This window comes from Cobetia sp. Dlab-2-AX, assembly GCF_024124625.1.
GTDB lineage: Bacteria > Pseudomonadota > Gammaproteobacteria > Pseudomonadales > Halomonadaceae > Cobetia.
Genome location: NZ_JAMXRV010000002.1, coordinates 528816 through 554854 on the forward strand (window position 1 = coordinate 528816; position 26039 = coordinate 554854).

24 protein-coding genes are annotated in these 26039 nt (G+C 63.4%); 8 read left to right on the forward strand and 16 right to left on the reverse strand.

The annotated features are described in order from the left end of the window. Positions 1-579: 579 nt before the first annotated feature. Positions 580-1878 (forward strand): DUF1853 family protein, encoded by a 1299-nt coding sequence (locus tag NH396_RS05355; protein ID WP_290441694.1) that lies wholly within the window; start codon positions 580-582, stop codon positions 1876-1878. A gap of 269 nt (positions 1879-2147) precedes the next feature. Beyond that, a complete protein-coding gene (gene brnQ, locus NH396_RS05360) occupies positions 2148-3488 on the forward strand; it encodes a branched-chain amino acid transport system II carrier protein (protein WP_253062157.1) in 1341 nt (446 codons plus the stop codon). A 103-nt stretch (positions 3489-3591) separates the two neighbouring features. Here the strand turns inward: brnQ and NH396_RS05365 are convergent, their stop codons facing one another. Beyond that, positions 3592-4092 (reverse strand): gamma-glutamylcyclotransferase family protein, encoded by a 501-nt coding sequence (locus NH396_RS05365; protein ID WP_176676640.1) that lies wholly within the window; start codon positions 4090-4092, stop codon positions 3592-3594. A gap of 115 nt (positions 4093-4207) precedes the next feature. Continuing rightward, positions 4208-4573: a YqcC family protein gene (locus NH396_RS05370; protein ID WP_176676639.1), complete on the reverse strand. Its 366-nt coding sequence runs from the start codon at positions 4571-4573 to the stop codon at positions 4208-4210. Between the two features lie 75 nt (positions 4574-4648). On the opposite strand from NH396_RS05370, the gene NH396_RS05375 reads away from it, so the two are divergent. Together NH396_RS05375 and NH396_RS05380 are read left to right on the forward strand one after the other, a co-directional pair. After that, entirely contained in the window at positions 4649-6637 is a 1989-nt protein-coding gene (locus NH396_RS05375) for a cation:proton antiporter (protein ID WP_176676638.1), read from the forward strand. Between the two features lie 200 nt (positions 6638-6837). After that, entirely contained in the window at positions 6838-7104 is a 267-nt protein-coding gene (locus tag NH396_RS05380) for a late competence development ComFB family protein (protein WP_253062159.1), read from the forward strand. Between the two features lie 206 nt (positions 7105-7310). Here NH396_RS05380 and NH396_RS05385 read toward each other — a convergent pair whose 3' ends face one another. The 4 genes from NH396_RS05385 to NH396_RS05400 form a co-directional block, all read right to left on the reverse strand. After that, entirely contained in the window at positions 7311-8075 is a 765-nt protein-coding gene (locus NH396_RS05385; RefSeq protein WP_176676636.1) for an amino acid ABC transporter ATP-binding protein, read from the reverse strand. Further along, positions 8072-8746, reverse strand: a complete 675-nt coding sequence (locus tag NH396_RS05390; RefSeq protein ID WP_176676635.1) for an amino acid ABC transporter permease — start codon at positions 8744-8746, stop codon at positions 8072-8074. The genes NH396_RS05385 and NH396_RS05390 overlap by 4 nt, the downstream gene beginning before the upstream one ends. 146 nt (positions 8747-8892) lie before the next feature. Continuing rightward, the gene (locus NH396_RS05395; RefSeq protein WP_253062213.1) at positions 8893-9627 is read right to left on the reverse strand and encodes an amino acid ABC transporter substrate-binding protein; all 735 of its coding nucleotides are present in this window, start codon (positions 9625-9627) and stop codon (positions 8893-8895) included. A gap of 369 nt (positions 9628-9996) precedes the next feature. Beyond that, positions 9997-10176, reverse strand: a complete 180-nt coding sequence (locus NH396_RS05400) for a hypothetical protein (RefSeq protein WP_176676633.1) — start codon at positions 10174-10176, stop codon at positions 9997-9999. 224 nt (positions 10177-10400) lie between these two features. Between NH396_RS05400 and NH396_RS05405 the strand changes: the two genes are divergently transcribed. The 4 genes from NH396_RS05405 to NH396_RS05420 all read left to right on the forward strand — a co-directional run bounded on the left by NH396_RS05405 (position 10401) and on the right by NH396_RS05420 (position 14389). After that, positions 10401-11525, forward strand: a complete 1125-nt coding sequence (locus NH396_RS05405) for a DUF3549 family protein (RefSeq protein ID WP_176676632.1) — start codon at positions 10401-10403, stop codon at positions 11523-11525. 502 nt (positions 11526-12027) lie between these two features. Then, positions 12028-12537, forward strand: coding sequence for a RimK/LysX family protein (locus NH396_RS05410; protein ID WP_176676631.1), 510 nt, complete (start codon positions 12028-12030; stop codon positions 12535-12537). A gap of 198 nt (positions 12538-12735) precedes the next feature. Beyond that, positions 12736-13644, forward strand: a complete 909-nt coding sequence (rimK, locus tag NH396_RS05415; protein WP_043335225.1) for a 30S ribosomal protein S6--L-glutamate ligase — start codon at positions 12736-12738, stop codon at positions 13642-13644. A 286-nt stretch (positions 13645-13930) separates the two neighbouring features. Further along, a complete protein-coding gene (locus NH396_RS05420) occupies positions 13931-14389 on the forward strand; it encodes a hypothetical protein (RefSeq protein ID WP_176676630.1) in 459 nt (152 codons plus the stop codon). A 105-nt stretch (positions 14390-14494) separates the two neighbouring features. Here the strand turns inward: NH396_RS05420 and NH396_RS05425 are convergent, their stop codons facing one another. From NH396_RS05425 to NH396_RS05470, 10 genes are all read right to left on the reverse strand, one after another. Further along, positions 14495-15391: an ElyC/SanA/YdcF family protein gene (locus tag NH396_RS05425; protein ID WP_253062161.1), complete on the reverse strand. Its 897-nt coding sequence runs from the start codon at positions 15389-15391 to the stop codon at positions 14495-14497. Between the two features lie 152 nt (positions 15392-15543). Then, positions 15544-16149, reverse strand: a complete 606-nt coding sequence (locus NH396_RS05430; RefSeq protein WP_176676628.1) for a YceI family protein — start codon at positions 16147-16149, stop codon at positions 15544-15546. 223 nt (positions 16150-16372) lie between these two features. Continuing rightward, a complete protein-coding gene (gene sufT, locus NH396_RS05435) occupies positions 16373-16948 on the reverse strand; it encodes a putative Fe-S cluster assembly protein SufT (protein ID WP_176676627.1) in 576 nt (191 codons plus the stop codon). 165 nt (positions 16949-17113) lie between these two features. Beyond that, complete coding sequence (locus NH396_RS05440) at positions 17114-18358, reverse strand: SufS family cysteine desulfurase (protein WP_176676626.1); 1245 nt, start codon at positions 18356-18358, stop codon at positions 17114-17116. Continuing rightward, entirely contained in the window at positions 18355-19767 is a 1413-nt protein-coding gene (gene sufD / locus NH396_RS05445; protein WP_176676625.1) for a Fe-S cluster assembly protein SufD, read from the reverse strand. Before sufD ends, NH396_RS05440 begins: the two co-directional genes overlap by 4 nt. Next, positions 19767-20516 carry a Fe-S cluster assembly ATPase SufC gene (gene sufC / locus NH396_RS05450; RefSeq protein ID WP_176676624.1) on the reverse strand — a complete coding sequence of 250 codons (750 nt, stop codon included), beginning with the start codon at positions 20514-20516 and terminating at the stop codon, positions 19767-19769. Before sufC ends, sufD begins: the two co-directional genes overlap by 1 nt. A 75-nt stretch (positions 20517-20591) precedes the next feature. Beyond that, complete coding sequence (sufB, locus tag NH396_RS05455) at positions 20592-22034, reverse strand: Fe-S cluster assembly protein SufB (protein WP_176676623.1); 1443 nt, start codon at positions 22032-22034, stop codon at positions 20592-20594. Between the two features lie 135 nt (positions 22035-22169). Beyond that, complete coding sequence (locus tag NH396_RS05460) at positions 22170-22676, reverse strand: SUF system Fe-S cluster assembly regulator (RefSeq protein ID WP_176676622.1); 507 nt, start codon at positions 22674-22676, stop codon at positions 22170-22172. A 385-nt stretch (positions 22677-23061) separates the two neighbouring features. After that, positions 23062-24357 (reverse strand): adenylosuccinate synthase, encoded by a 1296-nt coding sequence (locus tag NH396_RS05465; protein ID WP_176676621.1) that lies wholly within the window; start codon positions 24355-24357, stop codon positions 23062-23064. 174 nt (positions 24358-24531) lie between these two features. Next, entirely contained in the window at positions 24532-25716 is a 1185-nt protein-coding gene (locus NH396_RS05470; protein ID WP_131431591.1) for an ATP phosphoribosyltransferase regulatory subunit, read from the reverse strand. Positions 25717-26039 lie beyond the last annotated feature (323 nt).

Genomic DNA, 26039 nt, shown 5'->3' on the forward strand with positions numbered 1-26039 from the left:
TCAATACCGCCTCATCGGCCCTGCATATTTGCTGCAACGTTGATGGAAGGCATTGTGAACCTCAGGAGCCGTGGGATATATCCCCGCACCGGAACAGGATTGATTCTCTCATAGAATCAATTCAGCGCTCTTCCAACCCGGACTGAAGCCGCCTCACTCCCCCACGCGAAGTAATCCCAACGTTTTCAATCGCTTAGGCGACCCACGCAACGATGTCAAAATGATGACAGCTCGGAGACAGCCGTCGCATTACCGGCGACGGACAGCAGAACGTGTAGGAAGACCGTCGAGAAAGCGGCGAGGCGGCGAGAAAGTGTCGTGTGAGCAGCGCAAGGCTGGCGCAAAGGGTGGCGTAATAACTGGCGTAAAGAGTGGCAAGTGAGGAAAAGGAGCGAGAAGACAGAGGAGTAAAGAATGGGAGTAGAGAAGGGAATATTGAAGGGAGTAGATAGAGGGAGAGAAAAAGCGCCTGCGTGACACCACGGCCGGCAAGCAGCACTCGGCTCGGTTCACACAGAGCCAGGCTCTAACAGTACCACGCATTATCGACCGTCATCGGACGTGGGATACACTTATGTCATGCCTATCGAGCCCGAAGCCCCGCCCCATGCATCGCCAGGTGCAGCCGAGTCATCGCCCCCTTTTGCCCAATGGGGGGACTCCCCCTGTGCGACCGGCTGCGACCTGCGCCGCGACTGCACGCACTACAGTCACCCGCGCGTCAGGGATATCGCCTGGCTTCTGAGTGCCCCGGACCTCTTGCAGCTTGCGCGTTATCCGCGCCCGTCCCTGGCGGCACTCGGGCTGGAGGATGATCGCGTCCGCCACCGCTGGCTGATGACACTGGAGCAGGCACCCCACGCGCTCGAGGCCGCCGTGAATGAGCGCCGCCACTACCGCCTGGGCCACTACCACGAGCTGCTCTGGCAATTCGTGCTGGCACACGCACCCGGCAGTCGCCTGCTGGCCAACAACCTCAGGATTTCCCAGGGCAAGATCACGCTGGGCGAGCTGGACATGCTCTATCTGGCGGCGCGAGACACGGCGCCCACGCACCTGGAGGTCGCGATCAAGTTCTATCTCGGCCTGCCCGAAGGCCCTGAAGCGGCCGACAGTCCGGCACGCTGGATAGGCCCCGGCGGCGCCGACAGCCTCGCCATCAAGTATCAGCGCAGCCTTAAGCATCAATTGCCCCTCGCCTATACCGAGCGCGGACAGCAGACGATAAGCCAGGCACTGGCCAGACAAGCACTGACCAGACAGGCACTGGCCAGACAGGCAGGCGCGAGCGAGACGAACTCACCGCTGGCAGAAGATCCACCTGCCCCGCTGCTTGCAGGCCAGCAACTGGCATTGCCCGGTTGCCTGTTTCGCCCCTGGCAGCCAGACCAGGCGCCTGCCGACTGGCTGCCCCCGCCCCGCCATTGCCATCCCGAGAGTGCGCGCCAGGCCGGCTGGTGGATAAGCGTCAGCCAGTTTGCTGCCTTCTGTCAGACCCTCGAGGCCTCCCCGATGCATGGTGGCCCGCTGCTGGGCTGCGTCAGGGAAAAACCTGCCTGGCTGGCCGCCCCGCCCGTGGCGTCGCTACAACCATGGCATGAACTGGACCGCTGGCTGCGCGATCACTTCGTACTACCTGCCGCCGCTGACGACCTCAGGCCGGACGAACCGGTTCAGCAAGACGAGGCGGCTCAGCGGCACAGCCGCCAGCGCACGCATCAACACCCCCGCCAGCTGTGGTTGGAGCGCAGCGTGGCGGCGCCTGCCGGCGAGCCGACCACCACCAGCTCACCCCGCCAGCAATGGCGCATCTTCGTGGTGTCGGACGACTGGCCGAGCTTCATTCCACTACCACCCCCAGCGTCTGCCGCGCAGTGAGACTGCCGCATAGCTTGCTGGTGGCTTTGTCTTGCTACGTGAAATCAACGATAATGCGCCGCGTCAGATCAGGGTGGCGACAATCCGTCAACCTGATCTCGCCATTCGGCCCGCGCGCAACACTACCCCGCTGCTCCCGGGTCTGCTGGTGACCCACCCCTGTCGCTAGCCAACGGCTTCTCGGCACGTCTTCTTGCCTGACCGACCACCTCATCGGTCACCTGATGACGCCTGCTGCAACGCATCTGCTGAATCCGTAGGACGTCATAGTGAAAACACGACTTTCCAGCCTCGATATCGTGGCGCTGGGCTTCATGACCTTTGCCCTCTTTCTGGGCGCAGGCAATATCATCTTCCCGCCTCAGGTGGGCCAGGGCGCGGGTGCCGAATTCTGGCCGGCGGCACTGGGCTTTCTGGCCACCGGTGTCGGCATGCCGCTGGCCGGTATCGTCGCGGTGGCCGTGATCGGCGGCGGCCTCGACAAGATCACCTCGCCGTTGCCCAAGTGGGCGGCCGCGGCCTTCGGCGTCGCCATCTACCTGTCCATCGGGCCGATGTTCGCGATTCCGCGCACCGGCACCGTGGCCTTCGAGATGGGCATGCGTCCCTTCATCGACATGTCGGCACAGAGCGGTCTGGCCCTGCATTCGGTGCTGTTCTTCGGCATCGCCACGCTGATCGCGCTGAGCCCGGGCAAGTTGATGGATGTGGTCGGCAAGTGGCTGACGCCGCTGTTGATCGCGCTGCTGGCGCTGATCGCGCTGTTCACCATCATCGACCCGCAGGGGCCGCTGGGGCCGGTGAGCCCCGAGTGGGCCGAGGCGCCGTTCATGACCGGCTTCCAGCAGGGCTACCTGACCATGGATGCGCTGGCCTCGATGGTGTTCGGCATCCTGATCGTCTCGGCGATCAAGGCACGCGGCATCACCGCGACCGCTGACGTGACCCGCTACACCCTGTGGGCCGGCGCCATCGCCGCCATCTGTCTGGCCGCCGTCTATCTGCCGCTGACCTACATGGGCGCCACCAGCCATGCACTGGTCAGCGAAGCCGCCAAGGGCGAGCTGATCCCGGTCTACGTCGAGGCACTGTTCGGCGATGCCGGCAAGCTGATCCTGGCGCTGGTCATCACCCTGGCGTGTCTGACCACCGCGGTGGGCCTGTTGACCTCCTGCGGCGAGTTCTTCCACCGCCTGCTGCCGAGCGTGCCCTACCGCCTGCTGGTGATCGTGATGGCCGTGGCCTCGGCGTTGATCGCCAATCTTGGCCTCTCGACCCTGATCAACGTCTCGATTCCGGTACTGGTGACGCTCTATCCGCTGGTGCTGGTGCTGACGCTGCTGTCCTACCTGCGTCCGCGCCTGCACGATGCGCCGCGCGTGTTCGCCTGGACTCTGGGCCTGACGCTGCTGGTCAGCCTGCTGGATGGCTTCGAAGCCAGTGGCATCGACTCGCTGATGGCCATCTCGCACCGCATCGAGCCGCTGCTCCCGCTGGCCTCGATGAATCTGGGCTGGCTGGCGCCGGCGCTGGCGGGGCTGATCATCGGCATGCTGGCCAGCCGTCGTGATCAAACGAACCTGGACCCGGTACTGGCCGCCGAGGACTGAGGCTCACGCCAATCCGTCACCTAGCGTTGCCAGAAACGCGAAAGCCCGCCTCTCCAAAGAGAGGCGGGCTTTTTGTTGCCACACGGCAGGTGGCAGGCGACCGTCAGCGCGGCGTGGTGCGCGACAGGCCCAGCTGAGCCAGGGTGGCGTCATCCAGCCCCTGCACGGCCTCGACGCCGCTCAGCGTCGTGAAGTAGTCCGGCGTCAGGAAGTCACGCCCGCCCAGCAGGTGCTCCAGGTATTCGCGTGCCGGCTTGAGGCCCTCGGCGGTGCGCTCGGGCAGCGCCACATACACCCAGGCGTCGATCACGCCTTCGCGGGTGACGATGGGATGAAGGAAACGCTCATATTCATGCGGGCGGCCTTCGAAGGGGTCCATCAGCGTGATCTGCTCGGCCTCGAGCAGCTCGTACAGCACGCCTTCGACGCGCTCGCCCGACGCAGGCTGCACGTTGGCATGCGCGATACCCTCGACCCGGGAGGCCTTGTCGAAACTCAGGCGATGCGCTTCCAGCCAACCATGCACGGCCCGTCGCGTCTCGCCGATGCGTGCCACGACACGCGCCGGATTCATGTTGCTGCCGTAGGCGAAGTAATAGGCCATGCAAGCTCCTGACAGTTGTCTCGAGGCGCAATGCGAGAGCATCACGCGCGAAAGGCTCAGTGGAAAGTGTCGGGCAGAGGAGGCTCAGTGCGAGATGAGCCTCCCTACCAGACAATCAGTGAGTCGTGACCAGCGTGTCGATCTCGCGAACCACTTCCGTCATCGCCACGCGGCGCTCGGGGCGGGCATCCTTCAGCCAGGCCTCGATGGCAGGTGCCACTTCACACTTGACGGGGAACGGCGCACGGGCGTCGCACAGCGCATCCAGGCGGGCGATGAACACGAAGCGCAGCCACTGGCCCATGTCCATGCGATCGACACAGAATGGCTCCGCACTCATGAAGGCCTGCGGGGATGGCGTGTCCATGCGCCACAGGTCGGCAGCCTTCATGGTCGCTTCCAGACGTGCCAGCAGCGCGCGCAGTTCGTCGTAGGGATTGCCGGCGATCTCGCCGTCCCGGGGTTGTTCAGTCGGATTCATGCGACCTCCGTCAAATCATGCAGGGTTCATTCACGCTATTATCCCGATGATGCTCACCGAAGGCCAGGAGGCCGCATGGCAGACACGCTGTTCAATGATGTGATGATACTGCTGGGAGCCTCGGTAGTGGCCGCGGCGCTGTTCCGCCGCCTGCATCTGCCGCCGGTACTGGCCTATCTGGCGGTCGGCTTTCTGGTCGGCCCTCATCTGGCGGGCTGGATCGGTCGCCCGGAAGAACTCGCCTTCCTGTCGGAATTCGGGCTGGTATTTCTGCTCTTCTCGCTCGGCCTCGAATTCTCGGTGCCGCGCATGCGCGCGCTCAAGACCACGGTGTTCGGGCTGGGTGCCTGTCAGGTGGCGGTATGCAGTGGCCTGTTCTGGGCGCTGGGCTCGGCGCTTGGCCTGTCACCAGCGGCGGCGCTGGTCGCGGCCGGCGCGCTGGGGCTTTCCTCCACCGCCATCGTCACGCGGGAACTGGCGCGCTGGAATGAGCTGGACAGCCCCCACGGCCACGCCGCCGTGGGCGTGCTGCTGTTCCAGGATCTCGCCGCCCTGCTGTTCCTGATCCTGATTCCGGCCATGGCCGGTGATGGCAGCCGGCTGCTCAGTGACCTGGGCCTGATGCTCATCAAGGGGCTGGGGCTGGTGGCGGTGATGCTGATGATCGGCAAGTGGGTGCTGCCGTTGGTGTTCCAGGAAATCTCGCGCGCGCGCTCGGAAGAGCTGTTCGTGCTCACCGTGCTGCTGGTGGCGCTGTTTTCCGCCTGGCTGACCCACAGCCTGCACCTGTCGATGGCGCTGGGCGCCTTCCTGGCCGGGATGATGCTGGGCGAGAGCCACTTCCGCCATCAGATCGAGGCCGACATCCGGCCCTTCCGCGACATCCTGCTGGGGCTGTTCTTCGTCTCGGTGGGCATGTTGCTGGACCCGCAGGTGTTGCTGGCCCAGTGGTATTGGGTCGTCATCGGCGTGGCCTGCCTGCTGGCGACCAAGGCACTGCTGATCACCGGACTGGCGCGCCTCTCCGGCCGCCCGCTGGACAGCGCGCTGCGCACTGGTCTGGTGCTGTCCCAGGGCGGCGAATTCGGCTTCGCGCTGCTGGCACTGGCCAGTCAGCAACGCCTGATGGACAACGAGACCGTGGGCCTGGTGGTGGCGATCATCATCGGCTCGCTGGTGGTCACGCCGAGCCTGATTCGCCACAACCAGCAACTGACGCGTCGCCTGTGCCGCTCCACCACGCCCACCCAGGAGAACCCGCACACCACCGCGGAGCTGAGCGCCGCCACCGCCCCGCTCAGCGGCCATGTCATCGTGTGCGGCTTCGGGCGTGTCGGCCAGACGGTGGGGAGATTTCTCACGCAGGAGAAGCTTGAGTGGATCGCCATCGATGCCGACCCCATCCGCGTCCACGAGGCCGCCAGCGCCGGTGAGCCGGTGGTGTTCGGCGATGCGCAGCGTCTGGAAATCCTGCGCGCACTCGGTATCGAGCGCGCCCGTCAGGTGGTGATCACCGTCAATCAGCTCTCGCATGCGCTGGCCATACTGCGTTCCATCCAGCCGCTGGAACTCGAGAACCTCAAGGTGCTGGTGCGCACCCAGGATGACGCGGACCTCGAGACCTACAAGGCTGCCGGGGCCACCGAGGTGATTCCCGAGGTGCTCGAGGGCTCGCTGATGCTGGTCTCGCATGTGCTGGTCAATCTCGAGGTGCCCTTCCGACGCGTGGCGCGCTCGATCCAGAATGCACGTGAGGCGCGCTACAGCATGCTGCATGGCTATTTCCATGGACAGCAGTCCCAGCTGACCGACAAACGCGGCAACCCGCTGCTGCGGCGTCATCCGCTGACGCTGACCGCCGATGCCTGGGCCTGTGGCCGACGGCTGGACGACATCGCCTTGCCGGAAGTGTGTGGCATTCTCGTCTCACGCGTGGTGCGCGCCAGTGGCGAGAACCTGGAAGAACCCACCGGCGACCTGATGCTGGCGTGTGGCGATACACTGGTATTATCGGGATTGGCTGATCATATTGAAGAGGCGGAAACCCGCCTGCTGACCGGCTGACAGGCCTTGAGCGGCAGGCGACATCCAAAGACTCCGCCGCCTGCTGTACCGCCGCCAGCAACCGTGCTGGCGTGCGGGAGGGAGAGCGTCACAGAGAGTCAGCTCGGATGAATAGACTGATGAGCATACTGAAGGGATCGACATGTCAGGGGGCACGGCCCTGCATGGGAGATAGCCCCCATCACCAGGAGGCAATACACATGGAAAGCGCAGGCGTACACAACTACATGGAGCAGCTGGTGCTCGACCAGCTGCGCTTGCACCCCGATAGCCACACCATGGATGTCGACAGCCGCGAAGACGTGGCCTGCATCGCGCTCAATCAGCTGGCGCCCCGCTATATCCGCCATGACGTCGACATGGCGTTCTACATGGCGCCCGCCGAGCAGGAGCTGCTGGAAGAGCGCGTCTCGATGGCGCTTCAGGAAGCCTTCGACAAGGTGCGTTCGATGCCCCGCCACGGCTAGCCACCACTTGCGCCCCTATGATCCTAGACCCTATGAAAGGTCGCCCTGAACGCGCCCGGCAACATCAGAAGCGGATCAATGATCACCGCCAGAGAAACGACAACGGCCACCGCGATGGATATCACGGTGGCCGTTGTGTCTGTCGCAGGTGCTGCCCGAGGCGTTATCTCACGTGACCTGAGGGTCATGACCTCAACCGAGCAATATCAGATGCCCTCGGCGCACTGTGGCGGCACCTCATCCAGCACCTTGCGCAGGAAGGCGCGCGTGCGGTCATCCTTCGGCGCACTGAACAGCTGGCTCGGCGGCCCCTGCTCGACGATACGCCCACCTTCCATGAAGATGACGCGGTCGGCGACTTCCCGCGCGAACTGCATCTCGTGGGTGACCACGATCATGGTCTGGCGCTCGACCGCCAGCTGCTTCATCAGCTCCAGCACCTCATCGACCCATTCCGGGTCCAGCGCCGAGGTCGGCTCATCGAACAGGATCACCTCGGCCTGGGCGGCCATGGCGCGCCCGATGCCGATACGCTGTTGCTGACCGCCGGACAGAGCCGCCGGGAAGGCGTCCGCCTTCTCGCTCATTCCGATACGCTCGAGAATCTCGCGCGCTCGCTGATGCGCCTTGGCCTTGGGCCAGCCGTTGACGACGATCAGGCCCTCGGCAATGTTCTCCAGCGCCGTCTTGTTGGCGAACAGCGCATAGTTCTGGAACACGAAGGCACTGCTGCGACGCAGGCCCAGTATGTCCTGACGGCTGGCATGCGTGGCCTCGACCTTGCGCTCACCGATCTGGATCTCGCCGGCATCGGGCTGCTCGAGGAAGTTGATGCAACGCAGCAGTGTCGACTTGCCGGTGCCTGAAGGGCCGATGACGACGATGATCTCACCCTGCTTCACTTCCAGAGTGATGCCATCGAGCACCGCCTGCCCGCCGAATTTCTTGATCAGGTTTCTGACTGCAATCATCGCTGATAGGCCTTGTTGAGACGTTTCTCCATCCAGCGCTGCACGAAGGACAGCCCTTCCACCATCACCCAGTAGACGATGGCCACCATGATGAAGGATTCAAAATACAGGAAGCTGCTGGCGGCTTCCTTCTGAGTCGCGCCCATCAACTCGGTCACCCCCAGCGTGAAGGCCAGCGACGTGGACTTGATCATGTCCACGAAGTAGTTCATCAGCGTGGGAGCCGCCACCCGGGCCGCCTGAGGCAGCACGATGCGCCGCATCAGCTGGACATTGGTCATGCCGATCGACAGCGCCGCTTCGGTCTGGCTGCGATCGACTCCGACGATGGCGGCGCGGATGGACTCGGCCATGTAAGCCGCGAAATGCAGCGTCAGGCCGAGAATCGTCGCGGTGACGCCATCGATCTGGGTCAGGAACGCCATCACCTGCGGCAGGCCGTAATAGAACAGGAACAACTGCACCAGCAGCGGTGTGCCACGGAAGAAGGAGATGAACACGATGGTCAGCGCATTCAGCACCGGCACCTTGAGCACCCGCACCACCGCCAACAGCGAGGCCAGCACCAGCGCGGCCAGCATGCCGATACAGGCCATCTTGAGTGTCAGTGGCAGGTATTTGAGCATGACCGGCAACAGGCCAAGCATGTAATCGATATTGAGAATATCCATTCGTCATCCGGACAGACTGAGGGCTTGGCTGAGAGTCTGGAAAGACACCCATCGACATGACGACAACGGGGCGACGGTCAAGCCGTCACCCCGTTGTCACCTGACTTCCTTGCATGCGCCTTGTATCAGGGCGCAGCGGGCATTGTTCAAGGCGTGGTGATGTCGTTGCCGAACCACTTGTTGGAAATCTCGGCCAGACGGCCATTTTCCTTGAGCTCGGTCAGAGCGGCATCCACCTGGTCACGCTTGGCCTCGCCTTCGGCGTCCTTGCGGAACGGCAGTGCATTCTCGAGACGCGAGAACGGCTTGCCCGCCAGCTCCAGCGGCAGCGGGGTCTTCTGGATCACCTGACTTGCGCTGACGCGGTCCATCACGAAGGCATCGACACGCCCCAGAGCGGTGTCCTGCTCGATGTTGGACTCATAGGTCTTGATGTCGATCTGGTCGGCGTAGGGCAGCTCTTTCATCAGCGCTTCGTAGTTGGAGCCCAGATTGACCGCCACGCTGTGACCCTTGAGGGACTCGACACCGGTGATCTCGTCATTGCCGCGACGCTTGACCACCTGAGCCCCGTCGTAGACGTAAGGCTGAGTGAAGGCGAACTTGGCCTTGCGTGCGTCGGTGATGGTGATCTGGTTGGCCACGGTATCGATGCGGCCGGCTTCCAGTGCGCCGATCAGGCCGGAGAAGCTCATGGTCACGAATTCGACATCATCGCCGGTGATCTCGCCGACGGCGTTGAGGACATCCACCTCAAAGCCCTGCAGCTTGTCCTGCTTGACGAAGGTAAACGGGAAATAGCCGCCCGACATGCCGACCTTGAGGGTGTCAGCCTGTGCCGCCAGGCTGCCCAGAGTGGTCGCGCCCAGCGCGGCAGCCATCACGGCGCCCTTGAGAGCGGTAGAAGAGAAGACAGCTGCGAGCGAACGTGATTGGCGCATGGGATTCCTCGTGGATCGCAAGACTGGGCCTTTACCGCCGGACTGGTGCCGATATCCCATGGGTAATGGATAGCGAGGCGACAGAACAGGTATAAGCACAGCCTTTTATATGTGATTTGGTTGTATAGGATAACGGGGCTGACCCGCATTCCCAATCATTTCATCCCTTAAGTACATAACCATAAGGAATAAGACAGCAATTCTGTCAATGGTCGCGATTCTAGCACGCCTGTCTTGGCGGGCCAGTGATGCCGTCTGGGCTAGCTGCAGCGCTGGATGTCAGCCTGACGACAAGCGGATGACAGTTATTCACGCCATCCGTGGACGATGCTGTGGATAACCCGTCTTGGTCACGCTGCAAGCCGCGCCAGCCGTGGGATGACGAAAATTGATCAAAAAATCATCAACCTGCAAAACGCGCAGCGGCGCTTGAGGTACCGCGTCATCTGTCAAGCCATCACGGGCCGAAAGAGCGGCCATAATAGACATAGGTCGCTCTCTTCCCTCTGGCCATCATCACACGCCAGCGGGTGGCATGACAGCCGGTGAATCGCTAAAGTCGCTGCCATTCCAGACATGCTCAGGCACATGTCACGCGCCGGCAGCTGTCACTCAACGACACGTGCCGCGCCTGGCAATGGTGCTCGACAAGACTCCTTTTTCCGTTCTCCACCACGCCAAGGCGTGGCGGAGACACAGCCGTGGTGAGCCTCATGACTCCTCTCTCTTCCTTGAGCAACTTCTTCACACGCACCGGCGCCGAGCTGCACCTTTATCACCTGGGTCGCACCCTGGCCCCGCTCAGCCTTGAGCAACTGGAAGCCTTCGAGACCGAACAGCAGCCGTGGGAGCAGCCCTTCAAGGGCCAGGCACGCTTGGCATGCGTGTTCCGTCCGGCCGGACTCGACGATCCGCTGGTGTGGTTTCTGGCCCTGCCACTGGATGAGGAAGGTCGTCTGTCTCCCGCGCAACGCGACGCCTTCCTCGAGCGCTTGATCACGACGCTGGGTCAGACGGCACTGACCGTCGGCCGGCCTGATCTCCAGCAGGCCGAGGCCGGCAAGATCGACAACCTGATGCAGGACAATCCGCTGGCCTTCACGCCGGACGACAGCCTGCGCGCCATGCTGCACGCCCGCGCCAGCCTCGATTGCGACCGCCCTGCCAGCCAGTACTACGAGCTCTCCGAGCAGTATCTCACCGCCCAGCTACCGCTGGATGACTGGCCGTCACTCGGTCTGCAGGGCATCGCCGACGTGCTGACACGGCGCGGCGAGCTGTCCAGCGAGCTTGCGGCCGCCTTCGTGCAGCGTCTGGCTGACCTGCCGGATACACCGCTGCGCGCCATCGCGCTGTGTCTGGAGCAGGCACCGCCCGCCCATTCCCAGCTGGCCGCCCCACTGCCGGAGGAATACGAGACCGAGCTGCTCTCCGCCCTGATCGCACGTGGCCAGGCTGCACGTGACCTGGGGGATCTGGAGACGCTGTGCGCCTGCCTGCGGGCCGCCGGCGCCAGCCCACGGCCTGCGGCGGCGGAGTGGATCGATGCCCTGCTGGCCGACGACGAGGCCGTCAATGTCGACGTGCTGGTCGCGATCGCTGCGCGCGGCTACGCCCATCTGGAAGATGCCAAACGTCTGCCGGCCTTCCTGACCCGCCTGGCCAGTTGCCCGCAGGCCAACTTCGCCGCCTTGGCACGCGACCTCGCCCTGATTCCGCGTCTGCGCCTGCCGGTGCTGATGACGCTGCGCAATGCAAGCGCGGACAGCCCGCTGGGTCAGGCGCTTGCCGCCCTGACCCGCCAAGCCGATACCGGCAATCCTGCCCCGCGTCATTGACGCCGGGCATGCCCGCAGGTGACAGTGCTTGAGATCATGCGCTTAACCCACGACACTCGAACAGACACTTGATCGGACACTTGCTCAAGGCATGGCATCGGGGCTGATCAGCACCGGTGAACAGGGCGCGCGGCAACGCGCCACCGGCACGACGTCACCCGCGCCTGTGACCGTGGGGGACTTGCCCGACGCCCGCAAGAGAGGCGTCTGGCGGCGATGAAAGCGCGCCATCACCGCGTGCCATGACCGCGTGCCATGACCGCGTGCCCTGGGCGGTTTTGCCGGGTGCAGTCAGCGCCACCGTCATATCCCGCTGCGTGACGCGAAAAAAGAGGCTTCAGCAAGGATTGCTGTCAGTGCGTCAAGTGACTATGCTGCGCGCCCGCCTGGCCATTACCCCGCCAGGCCGGCAACGCACATTACGCTGTGCCGCGCCTGCCCGGTGTCTTCATGCCGTGAGCCGCTGCCCGCTTCGCTCACGCCCTCTGATTCAGGAAGAAACATGTCGCATCACAAGCACATTTCGCGTCATCACATCGACAAGGCACCGCCCCTCGATCTCAAGACACTGAATCATGACCTGCTGGGCTTTCGCCCGCGTGGCGTGGTGGGTCGGCGTGAGTTGATCGAGCTGCCGGAGCTCAAGCTGCACCTCAATGCCAAGATCGACACCGGTGCGCATTCCAGTGCGCTGCATGCCGAGAGTATCGAGGTCTTCGAGCAGCACGATGATCTGTGGGTTCGCTTCATCACCCGGACCGGCGGTAGCGACTCCCCGCCGCATACGATCGAGACGCCGGTGCATGATCGCCGCCGCGTGCGCTCATCCAATGGTCAGGCCGAGTGGCGCTACGCGATCCGCTCGCGCATGAAGCTGGCCGGGCTCGACTACGATATCGACATGACGCTGGTGGACCGCTCCCAGATGCGTCACCCCATTCTGCTGGGGCGCCGTGCCCTGCGTCGCCTGCTGGTCGCACCGGGCGCCGCCTATCTGCACGGCGAACCCTGACGGTATCGGCCGTGCGCGCGGCGGCATGCTGCGGCATCTCGCCTCAAGACGCTGGCGCCGGTGCCACCTGCTATCGCGTAACGCCTCGAGACAGTAAAGGCCTCACCGACGAACACCACGCCTCCTGACGGGCTTCACGTCAGTCGTCTTCTGATTCATTCCCATCTCTGTTTGGCCCATTCGGCTCCGGAGGATTTCATGCATATCGGTATCCTGTCGCGTAACTCACGCCTCTACTCCACCCGTCGCCTGATCGAGGCCGCCGAGGCACGTGGCCACACCGCGCGCGTGGTGGACACGCTGCGTTGCTACATGAATATCGCCTCGCACCGCCCGTCCATCCATTACAAGGGCGCCGAGATCGAGCACTTCGATGCCGTCGTGCCGCGCATCGGTGCCTCCGTCACCTTCTATGGCTGCGCCGTGCTGCGCCAGTTCGAGATGATGGGCACCTACGTGGTCAATGATTCCGTGGCCATCTCCCGCTCACGCGACAAGCTGCGCTCCCTGCAGCTGCTGTCGCGCAAGGGGCTGGGCCTGCCGGTCACCGGCTTCGCGCATTCGCCGGATGACATCCCCGACCTGATCACCATGGTCAAGGGTGCGCCGCTGGTCATCAAGCTGCTGGAAGGCACCCAGGGCATCGGCGTGGTACTCGCCGAGACCAACCAGGCCGCCGAGAGCGTGATCCAGGCCTTCATGGGCATGAAAGCCAACATCATGGTGCAGGAATACATCAAGGAAGCGCGTGGCGCCGACATCCGCTGCCTGGTGGTGGGTGACAAGGTGGTGGCGTCAATGAAGCGTCAGGCGGCCGATGGCGAGTTCCGCTCCAACCTGCACCGTGGCGGCACCGCGAGCGAGATCCGCATCACGCCGGAAGAGCGCTCCACCGCCATTCGCGCCGCCAAGGCCATGGGCCTGTCCGTCGCCGGTGTCGACCTGCTGCGCGCCAATCATGGCCCGGTGATCATGGAAGTGAACTCCTCGCCGGGCCTGCAGGGTATCGAGACGGCCACCGGCAAGGACATCGCCGGTCTGATCATCGATCACATCGCCAAGTCCGCCGCGCCGGCCAAGAAGATTCCGCCCAAGCCCAAGGGCTGAGGGCTGAGGACTTAACGCGCAACGCTCGACCAAGGGGGCAGGTCTTCATGACGGCACACCTGGCGTCTCTGGGTCTGATGGCCGCGTGTGGACAAGCGGGAGCGATGGAAACAGGGCAAGGACAGCGTCTGAAGGCAACGATGATCGTCACCAGAACGTCATTGTATTGTCGTAAACTGCAGGGATTGACAGTGCGGGAATAAATATCCTGACTTTCTGCCCTTCAGGGGTAGAAAAACACTGTTTTCACCCGCACAATCTCTTCTGACGGAGGAGGTGACCGCCCATGTTTCTCGACAATCGCCAGGTGGCGATGGATAGCGTCCAGGAAGCCCTGGCAGACAGTCTTGATTATTTCGAGGATAACGCCGAACGGCTGCGTCCCGCGCTCCTGGAGGCCTTCGAGCCCTTCTATGCGAGCCGTGTCGAGCTCAAACAGGCCCTGGAAGTCGAGACACGCAAGCATCTGAGCCTGATGCCGCGCGACGCCGATGTCGAGCGCGATGACTACATGTGGCTGTGGAGTCGCCTGAAGAGCATCGTCGGCAATGACAATCAGGTGCTGATCAACGAGCTGCTCGAACAGGAACGCGTCCTGATGCAGGCCTGCTCGACCGCCTTCACGCATCCGCTGCCTGACAGCATGGAGAAGGTACTGGAAGGCATCTTCCACAACTGCCGCCATCTGATCCGCGAGCTGTACCGTCACCAGACAGGTCAGGCCGCCCGCCGCCGCGCCGGCTAGCCATATATCCGCCGCCAGGCCGTGAACGCAAGACGCCCCGCCTTCCAAAGGAAGTGCGGGGCGTCTTCGTGTTGACCCTGTGCGTCTGGCGAAGCCGACACGCGGCTAGTTCGCATCAGATCTGACAGGCAGCCACTGGAGCAGTGCCTGCTTCACCTCGGGCAGACTGGCCAGCAGGCTTGCCTGTGCCTGACACGCGAGGGCATGCGAGTCCGGCGTGTCGGCAGCATTCTCTGCATCCGCCACATCACGACTGGCAGTGGCCTGCTGCCCTACTCCGGCAGCCACCGAGTCCGCCGCCGGTGACACGGGCTTGTCCAAGGAGTGAGATGATGAGGGCTGCGATGATGAGTGCGATGACAAGACCGGCGTCGGCAGCGTCTCCTGCGGCCCGAGAAAGCGCGGCTTGCGCCCCCACAGGTAAAGGTCTCCCACTGTCGCCGCACGGGCCAGCCACTCGCGCAGCATCAGCTTGAGCCCCGGCGGCTGGCGTTCGGAGATGGCCGGGCAACCCACTGCCTCCAGGCCCAGTGCATCGGCGATGAACAGTGCACGCGGCAAATGCCACGGCTGGGTGACCAGCACCGCCTCATCGACACCGAAGACCTTGTGCGCTCGCACGAGGGTATCGAAGGTGGAGAAGCCCGCGTAATCGAGCGTCATGAACTCCTGCGGCACGTTGCGTGCTCGCAGGTCACGCCACATGGTCATCGGCTCATTGTAGTAACGCGTGCGGTTGTCCCCCGAGAGCAGCAGGTTGGAGACGCGGCGCAGGCGGTAGAGCTGGGCGGCGGTATCGAGACGTGCCTGATAGTGTGGATTGCTGCCCCCGCCCACCAGGCCGTGTGAGGTGCCGAACACGATCCCCACCTCACGGCTCTGGCAGGTCAGCGGTGACGTGGCAATGCGATCGTGCGTTGCCATCACGACCCAGAGGTTGAGCCCGACCACCGCCATTGCACCGGCGGCCAGTAGACCGACGATGGTCCAGCCAGCCCGCATGATCACTCGCTGCATCTCTTCCCCACGCCCATCCCTGCCTGTCTTTCCTGCCAGTAGCGTCACATCATGCAGGCATGAGCGATCAGCCTACCCAAGCGGCCGAGGCTCTGCCAGCACTGACTGCTCCCGGCCACGCATGCGGGTGACTCCGCTCAGTCTTCCTGCACCATTACTGCCTTGACGCTGACTGGCACCTGGGTCGCGATGTTGCCAAGCCCGGCCAGGTCACGCAGGGTGCGAATGCCATCGACCAGCGCGAACTGCTCAGCATCGACCATTACAGGCGTGAGGGTCTGCACCAGCCAGCGGTCGCCGCGCAGGCGCGTCACCTGCAGGCTCATCGGCAGGTTCTGGGTATTGTCGTGCAGCGTCAGCTGACCTTCGACATCCACCTTCTGAGTGTCGCCCGACTCCATCACCTTGAGGGTCGGCATGTCGAGACTGGCGGTCATCACGGCCAACGGATAGGTGCCGGACTCGAACAGCTTCTCGCTGACGCGCTGGTCACGAATGTCGATGCCGGTACTGGCCGAGTCGAGGTCGATCTCCACCGACAGCTGACCGGCGTCATTGACGCGCGCCCGCCAGGAGGTGAAAGCATTCGTCTCGACGGTGCTGGCGCCCGACTTGGCCATCTTGGTGGTCTGGAAGCTCAGCTGTGACACATCACCATCCAGCTTCCAGGCGGCCTGCGCGCTGGCAGCGCTACTCAGAATCAGGGTGGCGGTCAGGGTGCGCAGCGCAGTCTGGAATCGCATTGGGGAGTCTTCCTTGAGGCAGGTGATACGGGAAACCGTCAAACGGACGTGCCGCCGCGACCCGAGGCAGTAACTTGCCCGGACGCTCAGCAACGTGAATTGGATAGCCGGATGGACGAGAGGTTCCCGCCCATCCAGTTTCGTTTGCTGCATCTCCCCCGAGTATCGATGCGACCGGTAACGGTCACATCATGGAGGACAGGCAGCAAGGCGCGCCCGGGGCTCAGAACATGCCCAGCTCCAGGCGCGCCTCTTCACTCATCATCTCGCGCGACCAGGGCGGCGAGAACACGATCTCGACGTGGACCTTGGAGACATCCTCGGCGCCGAGAATCTTGCGCTTGGCATCTTCGGCAATCACGTTGCCCATGCCGCAGCCCGGCGCGGTCAAGGTCATCTTGAGATTGACCATCTTCTCGCCACTGATCAGGGTGTCGATACGACAGCCATAGACCAGCCCCAGCTCGACGATGTCGACCGGGATCTCGGGGTCGAAGCAGGTGCGCAGCTGGGCCCAGACGAAGGCCTCGATATCGGCATCGCTCTGGCCGGCCGGCAGATGCGGACGCGGCACGGCGTCCAGCCCCAGCGCATCGAGACTGAAACTCTCGATCAGGTACATGCGACCCTCGAAGGCTACGCTGACCGTCCCGCCCTTGGCCTGCATGACCTCGACAACGGCGTCTTCCTTCAATGTCACCGACTTGCCGAACGGTACCGAGATACCCTCCACGTCCCGCTGCAACGGCATCTTCTGGCCCTTGCCGAGGCTGGCCAGCTGGTCTTCGGTGTGGCTCATGCCCTCTCCTTGCCGATCCGCATGACCGGCATGCGGATCGTGAATTCTGGTGGTTCACTCGAGTCGTACGGGTGACGACATCCCCTGGCAAGGGCCGATACCAATGAGGCCCGCCATGCGCGAGCCTCATCGATCAGCGCCCGTCAGGGGCACCGCAGGGGGTGCTCAGCGCACCATGGTCAGCACACGCTGCAGGGCATCGACGAACATGTCGATCTCTTCCGGCGTGTTGTAGGCCGCGAAGGAGGCCCGACAGGTGGCATCGACACCGAAGCGGCGCAGCACCGGCTGAGCGCAATGGTGGCCGGTACGGATGGCCACCCCAAGCTGGTCGATCAGCAACCCGATGTCCTGCGCGTGGGCACCATCGACCACGAAGGAGATCGCGCCCGCCTTGTGCGGTGAGTTGCCGATGATGCGCAGGCCATCCACCTCTCCCATGCGCTGAGTGGCATGCGTCATCAGCTGCTGTTCCCAGCGCGTGATCAGCCCCATGTGGGTGCAGTCCAGCCAGTCGATGGCCTTGCCCAGTCCGATGACCTCGGCGATGGGTGGCGTGCCGGCCTCGAACTTGTGCGGCAGGTCCGCGAACAGGGTGCCATTCTCGAACGACACGGTGCGGATCATCTCACCGCCCCCCTGCCACGGCGGCATCGCCTCCAGCAGCGCCTCCTTGCCATAGAGCACCCCGATGCCGGTCGGGCCATACATCTTGTGCCCCGAGAAGACATAGAAGTCGGCATCGATCTCGCGCACATCGACCTGCTGGTGCGGCACCGCCTGGGCGCCATCGACCAGGATCAGCGCGTCGTGAGCATGCGCCAGCTTCGCCATCTCGGTCACCGGGTTGATGCTGCCCAGGGCGTTGGAGACCTGATTGACGCACACCAGACGGGTCTTCTCGCCCAGCAGGCCACGGTAGGCCTGCATGTCGAGCACGCCATCGACGTCACACGGGATGACCTTGATGACGATGTCGAGGCGCTCGGCCAGAAGCTGCCACGGCACGATGTTGGCGTGGTGCTCCATCACCGAGATCAAGACTTCATCACCGGCGTGGAGCCAGTTGGCTCCCCAGCTGTTGGCGACCAGATTGATCGCCTCGGTGGTGCCGCGCGTGAAGATGACCTCGCGCGTCAGACGCGCATTGATGAAGGCGCGCACCTTCTCGCGCGCCCCCTCATAAGCGGCCGTCGCCTCATCCGCCAGGCTGTGCAGACCGCGGTGGATGTTGGCATTGGTGCTGCGGTAATAGTCGCTCATCGCGTCGATGACGGCGGTCGGCGTCTGGCTGGTGGCCGCGCTGTCCAGATAGATCAGCGGCACATCACCATGCACACGGCGCTCGAGGATCGGAAAGTCCTCGCGCACTCGCACGACATCAAGCATCAGGTTGTCGATGGCACTCATGCAAAGTCCTCGTCACGTGCCACCGCCACTGCCCCGCCGCCCAGCTCGACACTGAGATCGACCAGCTCATCGAGGTGGAAGCGAGACGGCAGACGACCCGCGACGCTGCGCTCGATACGCTCGGCGATGGCGTCGATGCCCAGCCCTGCCATGACTTCGTTGGCGAAGGCCAGCGTCAGCAGACCGCGGGCGGTCTGCTCGTCGATGCCACGCGCACGCAGCGCGAACACGGCACTCTCGTCGAGCTGACCGGTCGTGGTGCCGTGGGAGCACTTGACGTCGTCGGCATAGATCTCGAGTTCCGGCTTGGTGTTGATCTCGGCGCGGTCCGACAGCAGCAGGTTGGCGTTGTTCTGATGCGCCTCGATCTGCTGGCTGTCGCGCTTGACCAGTACGCGGCCATTGAAGACGCCGCGGGCGCGGTCGGCCAGGATGCCCTTGTAGTTCTCGTCGGAGAACGTCAGCGCCTCGTTGTGATTGACCAGCGAGTGGGTATCCACGTGCTGACGATCACGACCGAAGAACAGGCCGTCGAGGCGTGCATGGGCGTTGTTGCCGTTCAGGTCGCAAACGATGTCGTTGCGCACCAGACCACCACCGGTGTTCAGGTTGATGGAGCGATACTGGCTATCGCGCGGCTGCTCGACCTGCAGCGAGGCGATATGCGTCTCGCCGGTGGCGGCTTCCCCCAGCTTGTAGTGATTGAGCACGGCGCCGCGCTCCAGCATCACTTCGCTGACCATGTTGGTGAAGTTGGTCGCACCGGTCTCACCGATGTGGTGTTCGATCACGCTGGCTTCGGCGCGACTACCCAGCTGCACCAGCAGACGCGGGTGGCTCATGGTCACCGGCTGGCCTTCGACGGCGGCACGCGAGAGGAACAGCACGTAGACCGGCTTGTCCAGCACCGTACGCGGGCCGACCTGGATCACCGCACCCTCTTCGGTGAAGGCGGAGTTCAGCGCCACGAACGGCGTGAAGTCGATGCCGGTCAGGCGATTCAGCGAACCCCCGATGACTTCCGGCTGATTGACGATGGCGTCAGACAGTGGCACGACACGCACGGTATCGGGCAGGCCTGCCACATCGGAGAGCTCGGCATTGTAGAGACCATCGACGAACACCAGACGATAGGCGTCGACGTCGAGTGCCAGCTCATCCTTCACGGACGGCGCGAGGCTTGCCTCATCGGCGAGACGATATTGCTGACGACCCAGTGCCTGGGTGTCGGTGTACTTCCAGGCCTCGACCTTGCGGGTCGGCAGGCCGAGGGCTTCAAAGCGGGCGATGCCGGCCTGACGGCGGGCGGCCATCCAGCTCGGGTCGGCCGCAAAGCGAGCCTTGCGGGCAGCGAATTCGCTGGCGAAGGCTTCGCTGCCGGGGACGGACGCGGTAGCAAGTGCTGTCATTACGCGGTTTCCTCCTGCAGCCAGTCATAGCCCTGGGCTTCGAGTTCGAGGGCCAGCGACTTGTCGCCGGACTTGACGATGCGGCCATCCATCAACACATGGATCTGGTCCGGCACGATGTGCTCGAGCAGACGCTGGTAGTGGGTGACCATCAGCACGGCACGCTCTTCACTGCGCAGCGAGTTGACGCCCTTGGCGACGATCTTCAGCGCGTCGATGTCGAGGCCGGAGTCGATCTCGTCGAGCATGGCCAGCTTCGGTTCCAGCACCAGCATCTGCAGGATCTCGTTGCGCTTCTTCTCACCGCCCGAGAAGCCTTCGTTGACGGCGCGCTGCAGGAAGCTGGCGTCCATCTGCATGAAGGCCAGTTTCTCGCGGATCAGCTTCATGAACTCAGGGGCCGGAATCTCGCCCAGGCCTTGGGCTTCACGCTTGGCGTTCAGCGCCGCCTTGAGCAGGTAGACGTTCTTGACCCCCGGGATTTCCACCGGGTACTGGAAGCCCAGCAGCAGGCCGGCACGGGCGCGCTCCTCGATTTCCATCTCCAGTACATCCTCACCTTCATAGGTAATGGTGCCCGAGGTCACTTCATAGCCGTCCTTGCCGGCGATCACGGAAGACAGCGTGGACTTGCCTGCGCCGTTCGGGCCCATGATGGCGTGGACTTCACCCTTGTTGATGGTCAGATCGAGACCCTTGAGGATTTCCTTGCCTTCCACCGAAACGTGCAGATCTTTGACTACGAGCATGTTGATACCTTTTGCTGACAGGCCGCCCGCGAGCGGCCCTCAAGAATGGGGGTGAATGCGAAAGACGCGGCGATATCAGCCGACGGCGCCTTCAAGGGTGACGTTGAGCAGCGCCTCGGCCTCGACGGCGAACTCCATCGGCAGCTCCTGGAAGACGTCCTTGCAGAAGCCATTGACGATCATGTTGACCGCATCTTCCTCGCTGATGCCGCGCTGACGGCAGTAGAACAGCTGATCTTCGCCGATCTTGGAGGTCGTGGCCTCGTGCTCGACGGTGGCTGTCGCGTTGCCGATTTCCTGATAGGGGAAGGTATGCGCACCGCAGCGGTCGCCGATCAACAGCGAGTCACACTGGGTGAAGTTGCGCGCGCCCTTGGCCCGCGGGCCGATCTTGACCAGACCACGATAGGACTGCTCGGAATTACCGGCCGAGATACCCTTGGAGACGATGGTGGACTTGGTGCCCTCACCGATGTGGATCATCTTGGTGCCGGTGTCCGCCTGCTGACGACCATTGGTGACGGCGACGGAGTAGAACTCCCCGACACTGTCCTTGCCGCGCAGGATGCACGACGGGTACTTCCAGGTGATCGCGGAGCCGGTCTCGACCTGGGTCCAGGAGACCTTGGAGCGGTCACCACGGCAGTCGGCACGCTTGGTGACGAAGTTGTAGATGCCGCCCTTGCCGTCTTCATCACCCGGATACCAGTTCTGGACGGTGGAATACTTGATGTAGGCGTCTTCCAGCGCCACCAGCTCGACCACGGCGGCGTGCAGCTGGTTGTCATCACGCTGCGGCGCGGTACAGCCTTCCAGATACGAGACCTGAGCCTGCTTCTCGCAGATGATCAGAGTGCGCTCGAACTGGCCGGTGTTGGCGGCGTTGATGCGGAAGTAGGTGGAAAGCTCCATCGGACAGGTGACGCCTTCCGGCACGAACACGAAGGAGCCATCGGTGAAGACGGCCGCATTCAGCGCGGTGAAGAAGTTGTCCGCCTTGGGTACCACGGTACCGAGATACTGCTTGATCAGCTCCGGGTAGTCCTGGATGGCTTCCGAGATGGAGCAGAAGATGACGCCCGCCTCGGACAGCTCCTTCTTGAAGGTCGTGGTCACGGACACGGAGTCGAAGACCGCGTCGACCGCGACACCGGCCAGTGCGGCACGCTCGTGCAACGGGATACCCAGCTTCTCGTAAGTCTCGAGCAGCTTGGGGTCGACCTCATCCAGACTCTGCGGGCGGTCTTCCGGCTTCTTCGGGGCGCTGAAGTAGGAAATCGCCTGGTAGTCGATCTCCGGATAATCCAGGTGAGCCCAGGACGGCGCCTTCATCTTCAGCCACTGCTGATACGCATCCAGGCGCCACTCCAGCATCCACTCCGGCTCACCCTTCTTGGCCGAGATGAAGCGAATCACGCTTTCATCCAGTCCCGGCGGAATGGTGTCGCTCTCGATATCGGTCACGAAGCCCTGCTTGTACTCGCGCTGTACAAGCTGCTCCATCTCCTGGCTCGCCATGCTGGTCTCCTCTCCCGGAGAGCTCCGGGTCTGTTCAGATGCCTGATCACCCCGCCCGAATCGCAGCGAAGTTCGAATGTTCGTGTTGCCACGGCGATGTTTGTCGCGCGGCAACGGATTCAGCGTTTGCCGGCTCTAGCGTTTGCCAGTGCTGTTGGATGCCTTGGCCCTGGGGAGTGGCTCGTCATCCCCATACAGACTGATGGCCTGAATCGGCAGTTGCACCGGCATGCGCAGTGGCGCGGATGACGCCAGATGCGCCAGCGTCACGCTGCCCAGCAGCTCACTGATGGCGTACGAGACGCGCTGCCAGTTGTCGGCCACCCCGCAGGTGTTGACCAGCTCGCAATCGCCATCGGCATGACTGCATTCGGTCACGGCCACCGGGCCTTCGATGGCGCTGATGATGTCGCTGGCCGTGATCTGGCTGGCTGGGCGCGCCAAGCGATAACCGCCCAGCGCGCCGCGACGCGACTCAAGCAGCCCTGCCCGCACCAGCGCCTTGAGCGTCTTGCTCACGGTGGGATGCGGCAGCTGCACGCTTTCGGCCAGATCGATCGCCGCGTGGGCCGAGTCCGGCTCGCGGGCGATGCGCGCCATCACGACAGCGGCATAATCGGTCATCTTGGAAAGCTTCAGCATGCTGGCCTCCACCACGGGAAGATTAATTGGGGACCATTTTAGTCCTGTATCAGAACGATGTGAAGCGGGGACCCCACCGAAAACGTCGAATTGCGACCTGGGCAACCAGTTTGCCGACAAGATAGCCGCCGATCACAACAAAAATAACAATCATTCCCATTTAGAATATCTACCAGCCCTGCCCGATAGCCCAAGCGCCCTGTACAACAATCCCGTGCACGCCAGGTGATCGATGACGGCAGCCCCGCTACGCCTCTCTAAAACGCACGCTCTCTCTACAAGGCCCCTCCACAACTCCACAACGCAAGACACCCCGCCGGGGAAATCCCGACGGGGTGTCTTGGTCACGCCATCATGCAAGGCTCATCGGAGCCATGCGTGATGATCAGCCGTGGAACGGATTGCGCAGCACGATGGTCTCGTTGCGGTCCGGGCCAGTGGAGATGATGTCGATCGGCACACCGACCTGTTCTTCCAGGAAGCTGATGTAAGCGCGGGCGTTGGCCGGCAGCTTGTCGACTTCGCGCACGCCGATGGTGGAATCGCTCCAGCCCGGCAGGTCCTGGTACAGCGGCTCGATGGCTTCGTAGCCTTCGGAATCCACCGGATTGTCCAGCACGTCCCCATCCTTGCCACGATAGCCGATACAGACACGGATATTCTCGAGACCATCCAGCACGTCAAGCTTGGTCAGGCAGATGCCGCTGACCGAGTTGATCTGCACGGCGTGGCGCAGGGCGACGGCATCGAACCAACCGCAACGACGCGCACGGCCGGTGGTGGCACCGAATTCGTGGCCACGCTCGGCCAGGTGACGGCCGAACTCATCGAACAGCTCGGTCGGGAACGGGCCGGAGCCGACACGGGTGGTGTAGGCCTTGGTGATGCCCAGTACGTAGTCGAGATACAGCGGGCCGACGCCGGAACCGGTGGCGGTGCCGCCGGCAGTGGTGTTGGAGCTGGTGACGTACGGGTAGGTACCGTGGTCGATGTCGAGCAGTGAGCCCTGAGCACCTTCGAAGAGGATGTTCTCGTTGGCCTTGCGCACGGAGTGGACCAGATCCACGGTGTCGCAGACCATCGGACGCAGTTCTTCGGCCATTTCCATGGCTTCGTCCAGCACCTGCTGGAAGTCGACCGGCGCTTCACCGTGATAGTGCTGCAGCACGAAGTTGTGGTAATCCAGCACTTCGCCCAGCTTGGAGGCGAAACGCTCACGGTGGAGCATGTCACCCAGACGCAGGCCACGACGCGCGACCTTGTCTTCATAGGCCGGACCGATGCCGCGACCGGTAGTCCCGATCTTGGCGACGCCACGGGCCTTCTCGCGCGCCTGGTCCAGACGCACATGGTAGGACAGGATCAGCGGGCAGGCCGGCGACAGACGCAGGCGATCACGCACCGGCACGTCGTTGGCTTCAAGCTCACGGATTTCCTTGATCAGCGCTTCCGGAGACAGCACGACACCGTTGCCGATGACGCAGGTCTTGCCCGGGTGGAGGATGCCGGACGGGATCAGGTGGAGGACGGTCTTCTTGCCGTCCAGCACCAGGGTATGACCTGCGTTGTGGCCACCCTGGAAACGCACGACGGCGCTGGCGGATTCGGTCAGCAGGTCGACGACCTTGCCCTTGCCTTCATCACCCCATTGGGTGCCGAGCACGACTACATTCTTGCCCATGGTTCCTATCTCTTTCGGTGAATAACCGTCGGTGAAAACCCACTCACAAGTGCAGCTGCCCTGTCGGCAGCTGCACCTCGGGGCCCAGTGGCCCCAGCTGTTCTGCTATCTGTCACTCGCTGCCATCGCTCTCGGGTCACCGAAGCTCACCCATTCAAGCTCAGTCATCCAGGCTCAGGCATCGAGCGTGACGACCTGCCAGCCGCCGTCGCCATTGACCAGCTCACGATTGCAACGGTGTGCATCCGCGCCGGTGGTCTGGCCCGGCAGGGCCTCGATGACACGCTCGCCAGCGGCACGCAGCTGATCGACACACTCACGCAGCGCGCTGTCGTTGAGTGCCGGCGCCCAGATGCCGTCGCAGGCCGGAGCCTGCACGGCCAGCGAGGCCAGCTGCTTGAGGTCCATCGAGAAGCCGGTGGCAGGACGCGCACGACCGAAGGCTCGTCCAGTATCGTCGTAGCGCCCCCCCTTGGCCAGCGCCTGACCGTAACCCGGGACGTAGGCCGCGAACACCATGCCGGTGTGGTACTCGTAACCGCGCAGTTCGGCGAGATCGAAATAGAGCGTGACCTGCGGATGACGCTCGCGGACCGCGCAGCTCAGCGCCGTCAACTGATCCAGAGCGCTGGCGACCGCCGCCGGTGCGCCGGCGAAGGCGGTACGCGCCTGGGCCAGAATCTCGTCATCACCGTGCAGGTGCGGCAGCGCCTTGAGCATGCCCGCCACTACCTTGTCACCCACCACGCGATCGATCAATGCATCGAGAGCGGAATACTGTTTACGCTCGATGGCAGCGAACAGCTCACGCTCGTGCTCGTCATTCATGCCGGCTTCGGCGATCAAGGCACGGTAGATGCCGATATGACCCAGTGCCAGGTGCAATTCACCCGCGCCGGCCTGCTCGAGACTGGTCAGGGCCAGATGCAGAATCTCGTGGTCGGCCTCGAGGCCGGCGTGACCGAAGAGCTCGGCACCGACCTGCACCGGACTGCGACCGCCCTGGTGCTTGTCCGCCTTGGTACGCAGCACGTTGGCGCAGTAGCACAGACGTACCGGGCCTTCGCGGTGCAGAGAGTGAGCGTCCATGCGCGCCACCTGCGGGGTGACGTCGGCGCTGGCGCCCATCATGCGACCGGTCATCTGGTCGGTCAGCTTGAAGGTCTGCAGATCAAGCTCGGTACCGGTGCCGGTCAGCAGCGAATCAAGAAATTCGACGGGCGGCGGCAGCACCAGGTCATAGCCGAAGCGATGATAGAGGTCGAGCAGCGCGCGGCGCAGCGCCTCCATACGGGTTGCCTGAGGGGGCAATACCTCATCCATGCCATCCGGGAGGAGCCAGCGATCTGCGATGGTCATTGCGCTATCCTGCGAGAGATTTATGACAAGGGGTGGCTCGTGACGCGCGGAAATCCACTCGGTAACGCACATATCGATAATGACGCCCGTGGGGATTTCACGTCAGCTGACCGAGACCCGTGAAGCAAGGTCCTGCTCAACGCTTTCCTGTCGGCCTTGCGCCCGAATATGAAACCCGGGCATGAAAAGCGGCCACAAAAAAACCGGGCGGTGCCCGGTTGCAGGAGTCTAGCATGAATCCTTGTGGGATGAACCCCGCGAACCTCTCGAGCGACGTTCATCCACTGCGCGGCCTCTGATGCTGCCAGAGGCCGCGCGCAACA

Bases quoted from the DNA above. Each gene is read 5' to 3' on its own strand.
- NH396_RS05355 (WP_290441694.1), top strand. From the start codon at position 580: ATGCCTATCGAGCCCGAAGCCCCGCCCCATGCATCGCCAGGTGCAGCC.
- NH396_RS05365 (WP_176676640.1), bottom strand. From the start codon at position 4,092: ATGGCCTATTACTTCGCCTACGGCAGCAACATGAATCCGGCGCGTGTC.
- NH396_RS05370 (WP_176676639.1), bottom strand. From the start codon at position 4,573: ATGAATCCGACTGAACAACCCCGGGACGGCGAGATCGCCGGCAATCCC.
- NH396_RS05375 (WP_176676638.1), top strand. From the start codon at position 4,649: ATGGCAGACACGCTGTTCAATGATGTGATGATACTGCTGGGAGCCTCG.
- NH396_RS05380 (WP_253062159.1), top strand. From the start codon at position 6,838: ATGGAAAGCGCAGGCGTACACAACTACATGGAGCAGCTGGTGCTCGAC.
- NH396_RS05385 (WP_176676636.1), bottom strand. From the start codon at position 8,075: ATGATTGCAGTCAGAAACCTGATCAAGAAATTCGGCGGGCAGGCGGTG.
- NH396_RS05390 (WP_176676635.1), bottom strand. From the start codon at position 8,746: ATGGATATTCTCAATATCGATTACATGCTTGGCCTGTTGCCGGTCATG.
- NH396_RS05395 (WP_253062213.1), bottom strand. From the start codon at position 9,627: ATGGCTGCCGCGCTGGGCGCGACCACTCTGGGCAGCCTGGCGGCACAG.
- NH396_RS05400 (WP_176676633.1), bottom strand. From the start codon at position 10,176: ATGTCTATTATGGCCGCTCTTTCGGCCCGTGATGGCTTGACAGATGAC.
- NH396_RS05405 (WP_176676632.1), top strand. From the start codon at position 10,401: ATGACTCCTCTCTCTTCCTTGAGCAACTTCTTCACACGCACCGGCGCC.
- NH396_RS05410 (WP_176676631.1), top strand. From the start codon at position 12,028: ATGTCGCATCACAAGCACATTTCGCGTCATCACATCGACAAGGCACCG.
- rimK (WP_043335225.1), top strand. From the start codon at position 12,736: ATGCATATCGGTATCCTGTCGCGTAACTCACGCCTCTACTCCACCCGT.
- NH396_RS05420 (WP_176676630.1), top strand. From the start codon at position 13,931: ATGTTTCTCGACAATCGCCAGGTGGCGATGGATAGCGTCCAGGAAGCC.
- NH396_RS05425 (WP_253062161.1), bottom strand. From the start codon at position 15,391: ATGCGGGCTGGCTGGACCATCGTCGGTCTACTGGCCGCCGGTGCAATG.
- NH396_RS05430 (WP_176676628.1), bottom strand. From the start codon at position 16,149: ATGCGATTCCAGACTGCGCTGCGCACCCTGACCGCCACCCTGATTCTG.
- sufT (WP_176676627.1), bottom strand. From the start codon at position 16,948: ATGAGCCACACCGAAGACCAGCTGGCCAGCCTCGGCAAGGGCCAGAAG.
- NH396_RS05440 (WP_176676626.1), bottom strand. From the start codon at position 18,358: ATGAGTGCCATCGACAACCTGATGCTTGATGTCGTGCGAGTGCGCGAG.
- sufD (WP_176676625.1), bottom strand. From the start codon at position 19,767: ATGACAGCACTTGCTACCGCGTCCGTCCCCGGCAGCGAAGCCTTCGCC.
- sufC (WP_176676624.1), bottom strand. From the start codon at position 20,516: ATGCTCGTAGTCAAAGATCTGCACGTTTCGGTGGAAGGCAAGGAAATC.
- sufB (WP_176676623.1), bottom strand. From the start codon at position 22,034: ATGGCGAGCCAGGAGATGGAGCAGCTTGTACAGCGCGAGTACAAGCAG.
- NH396_RS05460 (WP_176676622.1), bottom strand. From the start codon at position 22,676: ATGCTGAAGCTTTCCAAGATGACCGATTATGCCGCTGTCGTGATGGCG.
- NH396_RS05465 (WP_176676621.1), bottom strand. From the start codon at position 24,357: ATGGGCAAGAATGTAGTCGTGCTCGGCACCCAATGGGGTGATGAAGGC.
- NH396_RS05470 (WP_131431591.1), bottom strand. From the start codon at position 25,716: ATGACCATCGCAGATCGCTGGCTCCTCCCGGATGGCATGGATGAGGTA.